Annotated in this window: 16 protein-coding genes; 11 read left to right on the forward strand and 5 right to left on the reverse strand. The window is 60.9% G+C overall.

Going from position 1 to position 16,183, the window contains the following annotated elements; all coding sequences use genetic code 11:
- Positions 1-184: 184 nt before the first annotated feature.
- The 5 genes from oscA to DKY63_RS20680 all read left to right on the forward strand — a co-directional run bounded on the left by oscA (position 185) and on the right by DKY63_RS20680 (position 4,316).
- A complete protein-coding gene (gene oscA, locus DKY63_RS20660; protein ID WP_110965774.1) occupies positions 185-367 on the forward strand; it encodes a sulfur starvation response protein OscA in 183 nt (60 codons plus the stop codon).
- Between the two features lie 75 nt (positions 368-442).
- Positions 443-1,456, forward strand: a complete 1,014-nt coding sequence (locus tag DKY63_RS20665) for a sulfate ABC transporter substrate-binding protein (RefSeq protein ID WP_110965775.1) — start codon at positions 443-445, stop codon at positions 1,454-1,456.
- Positions 1,457-1,617: 161 nt separating this feature from the next.
- The gene (gene cysT / locus DKY63_RS20670; RefSeq protein ID WP_110965776.1) at positions 1,618-2,436 is read left to right on the forward strand and encodes a sulfate ABC transporter permease subunit CysT; all 819 of its coding nucleotides are present in this window, start codon (positions 1,618-1,620) and stop codon (positions 2,434-2,436) included.
- A 13-nt stretch (positions 2,437-2,449) separates the two neighbouring features.
- The gene (gene cysW, locus DKY63_RS20675; protein WP_110965777.1) at positions 2,450-3,322 is read left to right on the forward strand and encodes a sulfate ABC transporter permease subunit CysW; all 873 of its coding nucleotides are present in this window, start codon (positions 2,450-2,452) and stop codon (positions 3,320-3,322) included.
- Between the two features lie 4 nt (positions 3,323-3,326).
- On the forward strand, positions 3,327-4,316 hold the full coding sequence (locus DKY63_RS20680; protein WP_110965778.1) for a sulfate/molybdate ABC transporter ATP-binding protein: 990 nt from the start codon (positions 3,327-3,329) through the stop codon (positions 4,314-4,316).
- A 123-nt stretch (positions 4,317-4,439) separates the two neighbouring features.
- Here DKY63_RS20680 and DKY63_RS20685 read toward each other — a convergent pair whose 3' ends face one another.
- Both DKY63_RS20685 and DKY63_RS20690 read right to left on the reverse strand, forming a co-directional pair.
- Positions 4,440-5,057, reverse strand: a complete 618-nt coding sequence (locus tag DKY63_RS20685; protein ID WP_110965779.1) for a LysE family translocator — start codon at positions 5,055-5,057, stop codon at positions 4,440-4,442.
- A gap of 186 nt (positions 5,058-5,243) precedes the next feature.
- Positions 5,244-5,933, reverse strand: a complete 690-nt coding sequence (locus DKY63_RS20690; protein WP_204354252.1) for a response regulator — start codon at positions 5,931-5,933, stop codon at positions 5,244-5,246.
- On the opposite strand from DKY63_RS20690, the gene DKY63_RS20695 reads away from it, so the two are divergent.
- On the forward strand, positions 5,932-7,665 hold the full coding sequence (locus tag DKY63_RS20695; protein ID WP_110965781.1) for an ATP-binding response regulator: 1,734 nt from the start codon (positions 5,932-5,934) through the stop codon (positions 7,663-7,665). The genes DKY63_RS20690 and DKY63_RS20695 overlap by 2 nt on opposite strands.
- A 12-nt stretch (positions 7,666-7,677) precedes the next feature.
- On the opposite strand, the gene DKY63_RS20700 is transcribed toward DKY63_RS20695, so the two are convergent.
- Positions 7,678-8,205, reverse strand: coding sequence for a DUF962 domain-containing protein (locus tag DKY63_RS20700; RefSeq protein ID WP_110965782.1), 528 nt, complete (start codon positions 8,203-8,205; stop codon positions 7,678-7,680).
- Positions 8,206-8,290: 85 nt separating this feature from the next.
- Here DKY63_RS20700 and DKY63_RS20705 point away from each other — a divergent pair, with 85 nt between their 5' ends.
- On the forward strand, positions 8,291-8,977 hold the full coding sequence (locus tag DKY63_RS20705; RefSeq protein WP_110965783.1) for a Crp/Fnr family transcriptional regulator: 687 nt from the start codon (positions 8,291-8,293) through the stop codon (positions 8,975-8,977).
- 212 nt (positions 8,978-9,189) lie between these two features.
- Here the strand turns inward: DKY63_RS20705 and DKY63_RS20710 are convergent, their stop codons facing one another.
- Complete coding sequence (locus DKY63_RS20710) at positions 9,190-10,194, reverse strand: AraC family transcriptional regulator (RefSeq protein WP_110965784.1); 1,005 nt, start codon at positions 10,192-10,194, stop codon at positions 9,190-9,192.
- Between the two features lie 101 nt (positions 10,195-10,295).
- Here DKY63_RS20710 and DKY63_RS20715 point away from each other — a divergent pair, with 101 nt between their 5' ends.
- From DKY63_RS20715 to DKY63_RS20730, 4 genes are all read left to right on the forward strand, one after another.
- A complete protein-coding gene (locus tag DKY63_RS20715) occupies positions 10,296-11,369 on the forward strand; it encodes a fatty acid desaturase (RefSeq protein ID WP_110965785.1) in 1,074 nt (357 codons plus the stop codon).
- Between the two features lie 466 nt (positions 11,370-11,835).
- Positions 11,836-12,417 (forward strand): alpha/beta hydrolase, encoded by a 582-nt coding sequence (locus DKY63_RS20720; RefSeq protein WP_110965786.1) that lies wholly within the window; start codon positions 11,836-11,838, stop codon positions 12,415-12,417.
- A 50-nt stretch (positions 12,418-12,467) separates the two neighbouring features.
- Complete coding sequence (locus DKY63_RS20725) at positions 12,468-13,391, forward strand: sigma 54-interacting transcriptional regulator (RefSeq protein WP_110965787.1); 924 nt, start codon at positions 12,468-12,470, stop codon at positions 13,389-13,391.
- Positions 13,392-13,661: 270 nt separating this feature from the next.
- Positions 13,662-14,444, forward strand: coding sequence for a MetQ/NlpA family ABC transporter substrate-binding protein (locus tag DKY63_RS20730; RefSeq protein WP_110965788.1), 783 nt, complete (start codon positions 13,662-13,664; stop codon positions 14,442-14,444).
- Between the two features lie 393 nt (positions 14,445-14,837).
- Here DKY63_RS20730 and DKY63_RS20735 read toward each other — a convergent pair whose 3' ends face one another.
- Positions 14,838-15,998 (reverse strand): AAA family ATPase, encoded by a 1,161-nt coding sequence (locus tag DKY63_RS20735; protein ID WP_110965789.1) that lies wholly within the window; start codon positions 15,996-15,998, stop codon positions 14,838-14,840.
- Positions 15,999-16,183 lie beyond the last annotated feature (185 nt).

Consider the following 16,183-nt stretch of genomic DNA (forward strand, 5'->3'; position numbering starts at 1 on the left):
GGGGTTGCGTGCGTTTGGGAGATATAAATCCCCGCAAACCCTTGTCCCGCCAAATAATGTCTTCTGGTTATATAAACATTCTTAAATAGTATTTTTAAGAATATCCATGCCTCCCTACTATGGGCTCCACGCCGCAAGCAGTGCCGTCACTGCCAGGCAACCCCACAGTCGAAGGAGCAGCACCATGAGCGCATCCCTACGTAGCGTCGACGGTCAGGACGAAGCCACCATCCTGCGTGAAATCCAGAGCGCCCTGCGCGATCTGCGTTTCGGCGCCGTGGAAATCACCGTCCACAACGCCCAGGTGGTTCAGATCGAGCGCAAGGAAAAATTCCGTTTGCAGCAGCCGGGGAACAAGGCTGGCTGAAAGCCAAAAGATCGCAACGCCAGAAGTCCATAAGAAAAAGCCAATACACCTAAAAGAATTCCAGGAGCTTTCACCATGTCGTCGATTCGCCATTTCGCTTTGGCCGCCCTGGCCAGCGCCCTGTTTGCCGGTTCCGCGGTTGCCAAGGACTACGAACTGCTCAACGTGTCCTACGACCCGACCCGCGAGCTGTATCAGGATTACAACGCCGAATTCGTCAACTTCTGGAAGAAAAGCAACCCCGGCGACACCGTGAAAATCCAGCAATCCCACGGCGGTTCGGGCAAGCAGGGCCGCGCGGTGATTGATGGCCTGCGGGCCGACGTGGTGACCCTGGCCCTGGCCGGTGACATCGACGAAATCGCCAAGCTGGGCAAGACCCTGCCGGCTGACTGGCAGAAGCGTCTGCCGGATGCGAGCACGCCTTACACCTCGACCATCGTGTTCCTGGTGCGCAAGGGCAACCCCAAAGGCATCAAGGACTGGGGCGATCTGGTCAAGAACGACGTCTCGGTCATTACCCCGAACCCGAAAACCTCCGGCGGTGCGCGCTGGAACTTCCTCGCGGCCTGGGCCTATGGCCTGAAAGCCAACGGCGGTGACGAAGCCAAGGCCAAGGAATACGTACAAACCCTGTTCAAGCACGTGCCTGTGCTGGACACCGGTGCTCGCGGTTCGACGATTACCTTCGTCAACAACGGTCAGGGCGACGTGCTGCTGGCCTGGGAAAACGAAGCCTTCCTGGCGCTGAAGGAAGATGGCGGCGCCGACAAATTCGACATCGTCGTGCCTTCGCTGTCGATCCTCGCCGAGCCGCCAGTGGCCGTGGTGGACAAGAACGCCGAGAAGAAGGGTAACGAGAAGATTGCCGAGGAATATCTCAAGCACCTGTACAGCCCGGCCGGCCAGGAAATCGCGGCGAAAAACTTCTATCGTCCACGTGACAAGGATGTGGCTGCCAAATACGTCAACCAGTTCCCGAAATTGGAGCTGGTGACCATCGACAAAGACTTCGGCGGGTGGAAAACCGCGCAGCCGAAATTCTTCAATGACGGTGGTGTGTTCGACCAGATCTACCAGGCGCAGTAATCCTGATGTCAATTGGCTAAGGTGTTGAACCTGTGGGAGCGAGCCTGCTCGCGAAGGCGGTATTTCAGACAACAGGGATGTTGACTGGTACTCCCCCTTCGCGAGCAGGCTCGCTCCCACATAGATGCTCTTGGCAGAACAATTTTTAACCAAGGACTTTTATGTCGCGTCGTATCTCCCCCGTCATACCCGGCTTCGGGCTGACGCTGGGCTACACCTTGGTGTACCTCAGCCTGATTGTGCTCATACCGCTGGCGGCGATGTTCGTGCATGCCGCTCAACTCACCTGGGATCAGTTCTGGGCAATCATTTCGGCGCCACGGGTGCTGGCGGCGCTGAAGCTCAGCTTCGGCACCGCGCTCTATGCGGCAATCATCAACGGCATCATCGGCACGCTGCTGGCCTGGGTGCTGGTGCGCTATACCTTCCCGGGGCGCAAAGTCATCGACGCGATGATCGACTTGCCCTTCGCGTTGCCCACCGCCGTGGCGGGTATCGCACTGACCGCGCTCTACACCCCCACCGGCCTGGTCGGCCAGTTTGCAGCGGATCTGGGTTTCAAGATCGCCTACACCCCTCTGGGCATCACCCTGGCCCTGACTTTTGTGACCCTTCCATTCGTGGTACGTACCGTACAGCCAGTATTGGCCGACATCCCGCGAGAAGTGGAAGAAGCGGCCGCGTGCCTGGGTGCGAAGCCCTTGCAGGTGTTCCGTCATATCCTGATGCCGGCCCTGTTGCCCGCCTGGTTGACCGGCTTTGCCCTGGCCTTTGCCCGTGGGGTCGGCGAGTACGGTTCGGTGATCTTCATCGCCGGCAACATGCCGATGAAGACCGAGATTCTGCCGCTGCTGATCATGGTCAAGCTCGACCAGTACGATTACACCGGCGCGACGTCCATTGGCGTACTGATGCTGGTGGTTTCCTTCATTCTGCTGCTGCTGATCAACCTGCTTCAGCGGCGCATCGAAACCCCATAAGGAGGCGCAGAACATGTCCCAATCGTCTATTGCTGCCGCTTCCTCGGCCAACGCCGCCCGCCGTGGCAGTGCCACGGCACGGCGCGTGCTGATCGGCCTTGGCTGGCTGATCTTTGCCCTGTTCCTGTTGTTGCCGTTGTTCATCGTGGTGTCCCAGGGTCTGAAGAATGGCCTGGGTGCGTTCTTCACCGCGATCTTTGAACCCGACGCCCTGTCGGCGCTGAAACTCACGGTGATCGCGGTGCTGATTTCCGTGCCGTTGAACCTGGTGTTCGGCGTCAGTGCCGCCTGGTGCGTGAGCAAATACTCGTTCCGTGGCAAGAGCATGCTGGTAACGCTGATCGACCTGCCGTTCTCGGTGTCGCCGGTAATCGCCGGTCTGGTCTATGTGCTGATGTTCGGCGCCCAGGGGATCTTCGGCCCGTGGCTGTCGGATCACGACATCCAGATCGTTTTCGCGTTGCCGGGCATCGTGCTGGCGACGATCTTCGTCACCGTGCCGTTCGTGGCGCGCGAGCTGATTCCGCTGATGCAGGAGCAAGGCACTCAGGAAGAGGAGGCCGCGCGGCTGCTGGGGGCCAATGGCTGGCAGATGTTCTGGCACGTCACGGTGCCCAACATCAAATGGGGCCTGATCTACGGCGTGGTGCTGTGTACTGCTCGGGCCATGGGTGAGTTCGGTGCGGTGTCGGTGGTGTCCGGGCACATTCGCGGGGTGACCAACACCTTGCCGCTGCACGTGGAGATCCTCTACAACGAATACAACCACGTGGCCGCGTTCGCCGTGGCGAGCCTGTTGCTGATCCTGGCGCTCTTCATCCTGCTGCTCAAGCAGTGGAGCGAAAACCGTATTAACCGCCTGCGCGCCAGCGCCGCGGAGGAATGATTTCATGTCGATCGAAGTGCGTAACGTCAGCAAGAATTTCAATGCGTTCAAGGCGCTCAATGACATCAGCCTGGACATTCAAAGCGGTGAACTGGTGGCGCTGCTCGGCCCGTCCGGCTGCGGAAAAACCACGCTGCTGCGGATCATCGCCGGCCTGGAAACCCCGGATCAGGGCAACATCGTGTTCCACGGCGAAGACGTCTCCGGCCACGACGTGCGTGATCGCAATGTCGGTTTTGTGTTCCAGCACTACGCCCTGTTCCGCCACATGACCGTGTTCGACAACGTCGCGTTCGGCCTGCGCATGAAACCGAAAAACCAGCGCCCGAGCGAAAGCCAGATCGCGACCAAGGTTCACGAGTTGCTGAACATGGTGCAACTCGATTGGCTGTCAGATCGCTACCCGGAACAACTCTCCGGTGGCCAGCGTCAGCGTATTGCGTTGGCCCGTGCCCTGGCGGTGGAGCCGAAAGTGCTGCTGCTCGACGAACCCTTCGGCGCCCTCGACGCCAAGGTCCGCAAGGAACTGCGCCGCTGGCTGGCGCGTCTGCACGAAGACATCAACCTGACCTCGGTGTTCGTGACCCACGACCAGGAAGAAGCCATGGAAGTGGCCGACCGCATCGTGGTGATGAACAAGGGCGTGATCGAGCAGATCGGCTCCCCGGGCGACGTCTACGAAAACCCGGCCAGCGATTTCGTCTATCACTTCCTCGGCGACTCGAACCGCCTGCATCTGGGCGAAGACAACCACGTGCTGTTCCGCCCGCACGAAGTGTCGTTGTCCAGGCATGAACTGGAAGACCACCACGCGGCCGAAGTGCGGGACATCCGTCCATTGGGCGCCACCACTCGGGTGACGCTGAAGGTGGAAGGTCAAACCGATCTGATCGAGGCCGAAGTGGTGAAGGATCACGATAGCCTGATCGGCCTGGCCAAGGGTGAAACCTTGTTCTTCAAGCCCAAGGTCTGGCAGAAAGTCGCCAACATCTAAATCAAAAGCTTCGCGAGCAGGCTCGCTCCTACAGGGGTTCTATGTATGTCGTAGATCCACGGTGGGAGCGAGCCTGCTCGCGATAGCGCCGGAACAGGCAACACTCCACTCCCGGTCCGCCCCTCACTTCAACCCACTCTGCATCACCAGCACACACCCCAACCCAATCAAAATCGTCCCACTCAACCTCGGCACAAATCGCTGACACCCCGGCGTACTCAAAGGCCCGAGCAGCATCGACGCACCCAGCACCGCCGCCACATCGGCCAGGGAAAACACCAGGTTCACAAAACTCCCCAACAGCAGAAACTGCAACCACGCAGGTGCAGCGCTGGTGACATCGACAAACTGCGGCAGGAAGGTGAGAAAAAACAGCGCCGTCTTCGGGTTCAGCACTTCCACCACCACACTGTCGCGCAGCACGCCGGGTTCCTGTGCCGGACCGCTATCGGTCGCCCTCCCGCTTTTGACGATCATCGAACCACCCAGCCAGATCAGATACGCCGCCCCGGCCATGCGGATGACATCGAACGCCATCGGCGCGGCATGCAGCAACGCCGACAAGCCGAAGGCGGCGGCGATATGCGCGTAGCAACCCAGGTGAATACCCAGCGCGGCCTTGAGTCCCGCGCGTCGGCCGTGGGCGAGTGTCTGGCTGGTCATGTAGAGAATGGCCGGGCCCGGCATACAGGCGAAGGCCAGCGTGGCGGCGGCGAAGGGAATCCAGAGGTGCAGTGACATGTGGGTGCTCTTCCAGTGAGTGTGATGCCAGGGGCAGGATCTGGAAGACGCTGGGGGAATGATCGGGTGAGCCTTGCGAGCAGCGTAGTACCAGAGCTGCAAGGTTAGGGATGGGGGGCAAGCGCAGAAATACGGCAGGTGTCGTATTTTATCCGGCGGCGTTGCGCGCGATGCTGGGCCCGTGAATCAGCCGGTGGGCAGCCCGAGCCGAACCGCGTACACCGCCAGTTCCGCGGTGTTGTGCAGGTCAAGTTTGCGCATCAGGTTTTCCCGATGCTTGCGCACCGTGAACGGGCTGATGTTGAAGCGCTCGGCAATGTCGCGGGCCGTGGCGCCCTGGGCGACCAGGGACAGGATCTGTCGTTCGCGGGGTGTCAGCTCGGCCTGGGCAATCATGTGTTCGCCGGGATCGCTGGCGCCGTGGCCATCGACCGCGAAGCGAACGGCGGCCGCCAGGTAACGCTGGTTCGAGCGAATCGCGTCAATGGCCTCGAACAGCTCGTGGCTTTCATCGCTTTTGGTGATGTAGGCATGCACGCCGGCATCGAGCACGCCGCGAATGGTGCTCAACTCGACATTGGCGGTCAGCACGAGGATTTTCAGCTTCGGATAACCGCTGCGCAGATCGCGGATGAATTGCAGGCGGTTGACCCCGGGCATGCCCAGGTCGAGCAGCAACAGGTCGACCTTGTGCTGCGACAGGACACTGAGAATGGCATCGCTGTGGGCGGCTTCGCCAACGACCTCGAAGTCGTCGCGGGTCGAGAGCAGAAACCTCAGCCCCTCGCGCACGATGCTATGGTCATCGGCAATCAGCACGTTCAGGCGCTTCACTTCCATTGTCAGTTGCTCTTCCAATTGTTGAGATTTCGCCATGCCCGACATGAACCAGCGCCAGTATTTCGTCGATCTGTTGTTTCGACAATCGTACGCGGTGCTGTTTGCCAACTTCGTCATACCCTGGCCTGTAGCGTACATCTTCCGTAATGCATTGCCATTGAGCGGGATCGGTCTGTGGATCGTGACCATGTACGGCTTGACGGTTTGGCGGGTCATGCTGTCGCGGCGGTATTTCAGTCAGGCATCGAGTCGTTCGCCGCAGGTGTGGGGCTGGCGAGCGGCTGTGTTGTCGTGGCTGTCGAGCCTGCTCTGGGGCTTGATCGGCTGGGCCGGTTTCGCCACAGGCGATCCGCAATTGCTGGCCTTCACCTGCGTCGTGCTGACCGGGCTGGTGTGCGGCGCGGTGCCTTCGCTGTCGGCATTCCCGCCGGCCTATGCCGGTTCGCTCGTGGCCATGCTGGTGCCGGTCACCTTACAGTGCCTGATCCAGTCCGGGGAAACCTACACCACCTATCTGTTCTTTCTGGCGTGCCTGGCCGGGGTCAATCTGTACTACAGCCGCGTCACCTACCGCTCGTTGTGCGAAACCATCCGCTTGCGTCTGGAAAATGTCGAACTGGTCGCCCGGCTCGAACAGGAACGTGACCGCGCTCAGGCCGCCGATCAGTCCAAGTCGCGCTTTCTGGCGGCGGCCAGCCATGACCTGCGCCAGCCCATTCATGCCCTCGGCCTGTTTGTCGCCGGCCTTGCCGCGTTGGCGCAGCGAGGCAATGTCGCGGGTGACAAGGCCCGCGATCTGGCCGCCCGGCTGGGAGCGGTGATCGGTAACTTGGGCAGTTTGTTGAACGGCTTGCTGGATATTTCCCGGCTGGATGCGGGTGTTGTGGTGGTCACGCGCGAAGTCGTTTCAGTGGAGCGTCTGTTCGCCGACCTCGCCGACGAATTTGCCGTCACCGCCGCTGCGGGTCAATTACGCTGGCGAGTCCGGCCAACCCGGTTGTGTATCGACACCGACCCTGTGCTGCTCAAACGCATTCTCGACAACCTGATTTCCAATGCCCTGCGCTACACCGAAAAGGGCGGCGTGTTGCTCGGCTGTCGACGTCACGGCGATCAATTGGAGATTCAGGTGTTCGACACCGGGCCCGGTATTGCCGAAGCCAATCGCGGGCAGATTTTCGAGGAGTTCGTGCAGTTGCATAACCCGCAGCGTGATCGCAGTCAGGGGCTGGGCCTCGGTCTGGCGATTGTGCGACACACCGCGCGCCTGCTGGGGCATCCGGTCCGGCTGGTCTCGGTGGAAGGGCGTGGCTCGATGTTTTCCGTCCAGGTACCGCTGGCCGTTGGTGCGGATCATTCACGTACGGAACTGGCCAGTGACCGCAGCACCGACGCGCTGGGGATCCTGATCATTGACGATGAAGTCACGGTGCTGGATGCGTTGCGTCAGTTGCTCGAGGTCTGGGGACACAAGGTGTATGCCGGTGCGTCGGTGCAGGAGGCCTGTGAGCGTCATGGCGAAGAGGAGGCGACGGGACGTGCACCGGTTCACCTGATTCTCAGTGACTTCCGGCTTGGCGACATGGATGGCCTTGAAGCGATCCGGCGTGCTCGCCACTACCTCAAGGAGGCGGTGCCGGCGATCATCATCACCGGTGACACGTCAGCGGCGTGCCTGGAGGCTACGGCGGCGAGTGGCTTGCGTGTCCTGCAAAAACCACTCGACGCCACACTGTTGTACGAGAGCCTCAAGGCAAGCGTGGCTTGAGCCTTGCTTCGCTCAGACGCTTCCCGAGCGCCCGTGCGCCAGCGTCCTCACGGGACCGGCACGGTGTTCGATCTGATCCTTGAGTTCATGACGCAGCCCGAGCATGAACGCCAGCTCGGCCACCACAAACAGCGGCCCGACAATCAACCCCGACACGTCATCGACAAACGCCGGCTTGCGCCCCTCGTAGTGATGGCCGACAAATTGAATCGCCCAGCCCACCACAAACATCCCCAGCCCACTCGCCAGCCAGACCATCGTGCTTTGCTGCGCCAGTACCTGACCGGCCCACACGCACAGGCCCAGCAGCACCGTCATCAGCACCCCGAGGCGCAGTTCCAGGCGCAGGTAGAACCACGCCGACGCCAGCGAGGCCAGCACCGCCGGCGACAGCCAGCCACCGCCCCATTGCGGGCGCGACAGCAGGACGGCCACTGCCACGACGATCAGCGGAATGCCGACGAAGTGGGTGGCGATGTTGCGTGGATCACGGTGGTAGGCGGCATATTGACTGAGATGGTCAACGAGGCTTTTTTTCATTGTTATTCCTCCTGTAGGGTGACTGATCTTGCCTCGTGGGCCGATTCACGCTCTGTCAGCCAGGCGACAATCTCTAGGAGTTTTCATGGATAAGCAGGTCTGGCGTACGCGCCTGATGCGCGGTCAGTGGTTCAGCCATCTGCCTGTTTCCCTACAGGATAGTCTGCTGGGTGCCGCGCGGATTCGGCAGCTGTCCGCCGGCCAGTGCCTGTTCCAGCGCGGTGATCCGCCCTGCGGGCTGTACGCCGTACTCGAAGGCGCGGTGCGCATTGGATCGGTCAACGAGCAGGGCAAGGAGGCGTTGCTGAGCCTGGTGGAAGCGCCGCACTGGTTCGGCGAGATCTGCCTGTTCGACGGCCAGGCCCGCACCCACGATGCGTTCGCCGCGGGCCCGTGCACGCTGCTGCACATCCCGCAATCGGTGTTGCTGGCATTACTCGAGGAACAGCCGACGCACTGGCGGCAACTGGCTCTGTTGATGAGCCAGAAACTGCGCATGACCTTCATCAATCTCGAACAGCTGAGCCTGATGCCGGCCCAGGCGCGGCTGGCGCATCGCTTGCTGATGATCGCCGAAGGCTACGGCCAGCTCGACGAACCACGTCGCGTCCTGCAACTGCCGCAGGAGCAGTTGGCGGCGATGCTGTCGCTGTCGCGCCAGACCACCAACCAGATCCTCAGGGATTTGCAGGGGCAGGGGATCATCGGGTTGAGCTACGGCGAAATCGAAATCCTCGATCCCGGGCGATTGCGGGCATTGGCCACAATCTAGGGCCAACCACCTGACCCCTGTAGGAGCTGAGCTTGCTCGCGATAGCGTCGGGTCAGCAACATCAATATTGACTGGGCTGGCCACATCGCGAGCAAGCTCAGCTCCTACAGGGGGTCTGTGTTGTTAGTGGAAGTTGTGTTCACGGTAGACCAATTGTGGGAGCGGGCTTGCCCGCGAAGAGGCCAAACCAGGCAACACACTTTCCAGAACCGTCAGCGCAACCCATCCCGAAACTGCCCCGGCGTCATCCCTGTCCAGCGCTTGAATGCGCGGCTGAAGCTGCTGGTATCGGCAAATCCCAGCAAGTAACTGATCTCGCTCAACGACACCTGTGGATCGCGCAGGTGCAGCAGTGCCAGGTTCTCGCGGCTTTCGTTGAGCAGCGTGTCGAACCGGCATCCCTCGTCCGCCAGGTGCCGCTGCAGGCTGCGAAGGCTCAGGTGCAGGGCCTTGGCAATGTGCTCGGCGCTCGGCTCGCCTTCGGGCAATTGCTCCTCGATGGCATCGCGCACCTTGCGTTCCCAGGTCAGCGGCTTGAGTTGCGCCAGGGTGCGCTTGAGTACGGTTTCGTTGTGCTCGGCCAGCTCGGGGTTGGCGTCATCCAGGTGGCTGTCGAAGTCGCTGAAGGCAAACTCCAGTCGATCCTCGCTGGCGCCGAAATGCACCGGCGCGCGGAACACCTTGTGCCACTGGTGCGCATCCGTCGGCTCCGGGCGGCGCAGATACACCGCCAGCGGCGCATAGTCGCGACCCAGGCGATTGCGGCAGGTGCGCACGTAAATGGCGGTGAAGGCATCGATGGCTTCGAAGGCCGGGGCGAGATTGCCCGGCGGGGTTTTCAGGCGGAAGCGGTAGCAGTCTTCGGCACGGGTCAACTCCAGCTCCAGGGCATCGCTGACCACCTGGTGGTAACGCACGATGCGCTCGAACACCTCGCGCAAACTGCCGCTGGCCACCAGCGCATAACCGAGGGCGTGAAACGTGGTGGGGCTGACGAAACGTGAGACGCGCAAACCGATTGCCGGGTCGCCGCTGGCCTGCACTGCCAGCTCCCACAGGCGCGTGGTGCCGGACAGCGGATAACGGGCGTTGGGGTCGTCCATCAATTGCGGGTCGAGCCCGGCTTGCTGGCACAGTGCGGTGCTGTCGAGGCCCAGGGCGTCGAGTTGCTTGCGCAGGGCGCGGGTCCAGCTGGCGAGGGAGGTCGGTTCAGTCATGCTGATTGGCGCTTCCGGTCAACAGGTTGGCGTTCACGGCTACCGCAGCACGAAGGCGCAGCGGTGAAGATGCGAACCATCAATAACCAGAGGATGGAAGCATGCACGGTACTTCTGCAAGTCCCCAACGACTGAATGCAGCTCAACGATCAGCGCATATTCGTGAAGTGGTGCTGGCCAAGGGGGTCGAATTGCGCGAGCGCTACCCGATTCTCAGGCATCAGGACGCCATCGGCGCCGGCATTCTGGCCTTCGCCCTGGCCGGCATGATCGGTTCGGCGGCGCTCTACATGACCGGGTACCTGGCGTGGTGGGCGTGCCTGTTGCTCAACGCTTTTTTCGCGTCGCTGACCCACGAGCTGGAACACGACCTGATCCACAGCATGTACTTCCGCAAGCAGCGGGTACCCCACAACCTGATGATGGGCCTGGTCTGGCTGGCGCGGCCGAGCACCATCAATCCGTGGATTCGCCGTCATCTGCACCTCAATCACCACAAGGTCTCCGGCACGGAAACCGACATGGAGGAGCGGGCGATCACCAACGGCGAACCCTGGGGCATCGCGCGCTTCTTGATGGTTGGCGACAACATGATGTCGTCGTTCATTCGCATGCTGCGGGCGAAAACCTGGGCGCAAAAAATCAGCATCGTGCAGCGTACGCTGAAGGTCTACGCGCCGCTGGCGCTGGTGCATTGGGGCGCCTGGTACGTGTTTCTCGGCTTCCATGCCGCCAACGGCGTCGCGCATTTGCTGGGCGCGCCGATCGAATGGTCGGCGACCACGCTATCGGTGATGAACGTGATCGACATTGCCGCCGTGGTGATCATCGGCCCTAACGTGCTGCGCACCTTTTGCCTGCACTTCATCAGTTCGAACATGCACTACTACGGCGACGTGGAACTGGGCAACGTGATGCAGCAGTGTCAGGTGCTGAACGCCAAGTGGCTGTGGCCGCTGCAGGCGTTCTGCTTCAACTTCGGCAGCACCCATGGCATCCATCACTTCGTGGTGAAGGAACCGTTCTACATCCGCCAGATGACGGCGCCGGTGGCGCATAAGGTGATGCGTGAGATGGGCGTGCGTTTCAACGACATCGGCACCTTCGCCCGGGCCAACCGCTTCGTGCGCAAGGAAACCGAACAACCACAACAAGCGCGGGCGGCTCAAGCCTGAGCCATCCATCCGGAAACTCAAATGGAAAAGCCACAGTCATCAAGTTGACCCAAAGCGACGTTAGGTTGTGATGCGTGGGCCGACGAAGGTTTATGGATATATGCGATTTGGGCCTAATAAAGTAATTAAATATTCCTTTATTAGATAACCAACTTCGCCAATCATCGGCTCACAGTTGTTGAGCAACACTGGCAGATTTTGAGTTTCCGGGGCCGTCTCCTTGGCAGGGTGCGGCCCCTTTTTTATTCCTCGTAAAAACACGAATCCCCTGTGGGAGCTGAGCTTGCTCGCGATGGTGTGTCAGGCAGCACACCGTTGACTGACACACCATCGCGAGCAAGCTCAGCTCCTACAGAAAGCGATCTAATATTCGATATAGATATTAATAAATAGCTTCTTATTCCTTAACGAATATAACTCTCCTCCCTATACTCGACCGGGAACAGACACGCAGGAGAGCTTCCCCATGCGCAACGAATCAATTCGCTACCTGATTGTGCCGGGCTGGCAAGGATCGCCAGAAGATCATTGGCAAAGCCACTGGCACCACAGCCTGCCGAACAGCGCACGGGTGGAGCAGGCCGACTGGCTGACGCCCCGTCGTGAACACTGGGTCGCGGCGCTGGCGGAGACGATTGCTGCCGACAGCACGCCGGTAATCCTGATTGCCCACAGCCTGGGCTGCATCACCGTCGCCCACTGGGCCGCCACGGCGCCGTTGCCGATGTTGCGCCAGGTGCGAGGTGCCTTGCTGGTGGCGCCGGCGGATGTCGAACGCCCGGCCTGCGCGCCGGCCCTGCGCAACTTCGCACCGATTCCCACCGACCTGCTGCCGTTTCCAAGCCAGGTGGTCAGCTCCGATAACGACAGCGCCGTCAGTGCGCCGCGAGCCCTGGAGCTGGCGCGCAACTGGGGCGCGGAGGCGGGGATCCTGCCCGGTGCCGGGCACATCAACGTGAAATCCGGACACCAGCGATGGGAGCAGGGCTTTGCCTATCTCTATCGCCTGCAAAACCGCATGGAACATCACGCCCTGCGCCGCGCCTGAACCTTATTCAACGCCCCCCGTCTCCCGGCGGTTTTGGGCGGGAGACTGCCATGAGTTATGAAAATTTCGGTCAGCCGTTGCTGACCTTTCCCGACGCCGAAAAAAGTCCCCTGAGCATCCGCGCCAAGGCGCTGGTGTTCGTCGATCCACGCTCGCGGCAATTGCGCCAGGAGCTGGAACAACTGGCACCGCGTTCAGTCTCGGTGTTGATCCGTGGCGAAACCGGTACCGGCAAGGAGTTGCTGGCGCGGCACATTCACCGCGCCAGCGATCGCGGCGGGTTGTTCGTTTCGGTCAATTGCGGCGCAATCAGCCCGACCTACGCCGACGCCGAATTGTTCGGTTACGCTGCCGGCAGCTACAGCGGTTCGGCCAGCAGTCGTGCCGGCTGGTTCGGCTCGGCCAACGGCGGCACGCTCTATCTGGACGAGATCGGCGACTTGCCGCTGCCAATCCAGATCAAACTGCTCGCCGCCCTGGAAAACCACGAGGTCACCCGCGTCGGCGCTCATCAGCCGAGCCCGGTGGATGTACGTCTGGTCGCCGCCACCAGCATCGACCTGGCCCAGGCCGTCGCCGCCGGCAAATTCCATGAACGGCTTTATCACTACCTCAGCGAAGGCCAACTCGAACTGCCGGCGCTGCGCGAGCGGGTGGGCGACATCCTGTCGCTGGCCGAATACTTCCTCGGCATCTACAGCCAACGCCTGGACTTGCCGGTGCCGCTGATCAGCGAGTCCGCGCAACAGGTGCTGGAACGACACAGCTGGCCGGGCAATACCCGCGAGCTGGAAAACGTCATTCACTTTGCGTTGTTGGTCAGCACGGGAGATGAGATTTTGCCGGAGCATTTGAACTTGCCGGATGAGGGGGTGGGGCAGCTCAAGCATCAGCTCAAGCAGATTCTCGGTCACGGCACAGACGCCGAGAAAGCCGCCTTGAAACAATTACTTAGGGAAACAGCTCTCCTGTAGGAGCGAGCCTGCTCGCGAAAAACCGGAGGGCGCAACGGGGTGTCAGACCCCCAGCGTTATCGTTCACGACCATCGCGAGCAGGCTCGCTCCTACAGGGAATGCGCGGGCTAGAGCTGTATGAGCAAAATGGAATATGAAAGTGAATAAAAGATATTGTTCGGGAATAAAAAATCCGGGTAATGTCCGCTCCACGCCCGCGATAGCACATCACTGGCACACGTACTAATGCCGTCGCCACAAGCGACCAAGATTTTCGATAAGGACACTGCATGAAAAAGGTTCTGTTGTTCACCGCACTGGCGGCTGCCCTGACCGCGGGCCTGGCCCAGGCTGGCGAGAAACTGGTGGTTGCGGCGACCCCGATTCCACACGCTGAAATTCTCGAGCTGATCAAGCCAACCCTCGCCAAAGAAGGCGTGGACCTGGAAATCAAAGTCTTCACCGACTACGTGCAGCCGAACGTGCAGGTCGACCAGAAGCGTCTGGACGCCAACTACTTCCAGACCCTGCCGTACCTGAAGAGCTTCAACGAAGGCAAAGGCACTCACCTGGAAACCGTGATCGGTGTTCACGTTGAACCGTTCGGTGGCTACTCGAAGAAAGTCAAAACCCTGGCCGAGCTCAAAGATGGCGCGACCATTGCCATCCCTAACGAAGGCAGCAACAGCGGCCGTGCCCTGATCCTGCTGCAGAAGGCTGGCCTGATCGAGTTGAAAGACCCGAAAAACGCCCTGGCGACCCCGAAAGACATCGCCAAGAACCCGCACAACTTCAAGTTCAAGGAACTGGAATCCGCCATGCTGCCGCGTGTGCTGGATCAGGTTGACCTGGACATGATCAACACCAACTACGCGCTGGAAGCGGGCCTGAACCCGGCCAAAGACGCACTGGTCATCGAAGGCGCCGATTCGCCTTACGTGAACTTCCTGGTGGCTCGTCCGGACAACAAGGACAGCGCCGCCATCCAGAAACTGGCCAAGGCCCTGACCAGCCCGGAAGTGAAAGCGTTCATCGAGAAGAAGTACAACGGCGCGGTACTGCCGGCGTTCTGATTCGTGAGGTAGAACCCTTTGAGGTTTCCAACGCCGACGGCTGATACAGCGTCGGCGTTTTTTTGTGCCCGTATTTTCTGTGGCAAATGAGATGTGGGGTTGGACACCAATCCTGTGGGAGCGAGCAAGCTCGCTCCCACAGAGGATGGGTTGTCTCGGATAAACAGTTCAGGCCACCCTGGCCTTCAACGCCCTGCGCAACGCCACCAGCAACTTGAGGATGTCCTGCGGATTCATCGGTTGCGGCACTTTCATGTCTGCCATTTTTTCGTCCTTGTGATTGATGGGCCGGGGAGTCTGGCCAACAGCGGTCCGTCCTTGGAGGGGCAATCTTAAAAAAAGATCCTTCCTACGGAGCAGGGGAAAATAGACGTCATCCAACGTCCCGGCAAATCAATCCGGCCAATACCACGCCGGTTCATCGAGCATCCGTTGCCCGACAATCCCGGTCTGCCCGAGGTTCTTTTCCAGCACGATGCAATTGCATTCCGGGTCTTCCTGCAACGCCGAAATCAACCGCCGTGCATGGGACACCACCCACACCTGGCACTGCTCTGAAGCGCGAATGATCAAACGCGCCAACGCCGGCAACAGGTCCGGATGCAGGCTGGTTTCCGGTTCGTTCAGCACCATCAGCGTCGGCGGTCGGGGCGTCAGTAGCGCCGCTACCAGCAGCAAGTAACGCAAGGTCCCGTCGGACAACTCGGCCGCCGACAGCGGCCGCAGCAATCCTTCCTGATAAAACTCGATGGCAAAGCGTCCACCCGCCAGCGGCTGGATGTTCAGTCGTGCGCCGGGAAAAGCGTCGCTGATCGCATTCTGCAAGGCCTCGGGGTCGCCGATTTCGATGATGGTCTGCAGCGCCGCAGCAAGGTCCCTGCCGTCGTGGTGCAGCACCGGCGTGCGGGTTCCCAGTTGTGGCTGGCGCACCGGGGCATCGGCGTCGCTGCGAAAGTGATCGTAAAAGCGCCAGCGGCGGATGAACTCGCGCATCTGCAGGACTTCCGGCGAAGTGCGCAGGCTGCCGACCTGATCGAACAGGCTGTCGAAGTTCGGCGTATGTTGCGCCAGCACCTCCCAGCTGCGGTTGGTCCGGGCGCGGATGACCGCACCGTTGCGATCCACCAACAGGCTGGCCGGGCGGTAGAACGGCCCGGACCAGATGCATTCCTTCTTGATTTCCGGGTCGAGGGAAAACGCGGATCGGCTCGGCTCCGGCAACCCCAGGGCAATCGAATAGCTGAAATCTTCACCGGCGAACCCCAGGCGCAGGCGCTTCACGCCGTGGCGCACGGTGGCTTCGATAGGGACTTCACCGTTACGCATGCGCCGGGTGAGGGTTTCCGGCCCGGCCCAGAAAGTCGAATCCAGCCCACCTTCGCGGGCCAAGGCATTGACCACCCCGCCCTGAGCGGTTTCCGCCAGCAGGCGCAGCGCACGGTAAAGGTTGGACTTGCCGCTGCCATTGGGGCCGGTGATCAGGTTCAGCCGGCCCAACGGGATGACCAATTTATTGATCGAGCGGTAATTGGCCACCGCGAGGGTTTTGAGCATGGTGAGCTTCCTGCAGCAAGGGGCGGACCTTATCGTTCCCACGCTCCGCGTGGGAATGCATCCCGTGACGCTCTGCGTCACAGTGGACGCGGAGCGTCCGTGGCGGCGTTCCCACGCAGAGCATGGGAACGATCGGTGGGAAGTATAAGGATTGCCGATGCAGACTCGTAACGCTGTTCTAAGCT

The sequence above is a fragment of the Pseudomonas putida genome (assembly GCF_003228315.1).
GTDB lineage: Bacteria > Pseudomonadota > Gammaproteobacteria > Pseudomonadales > Pseudomonadaceae > Aquipseudomonas > Aquipseudomonas putida_S.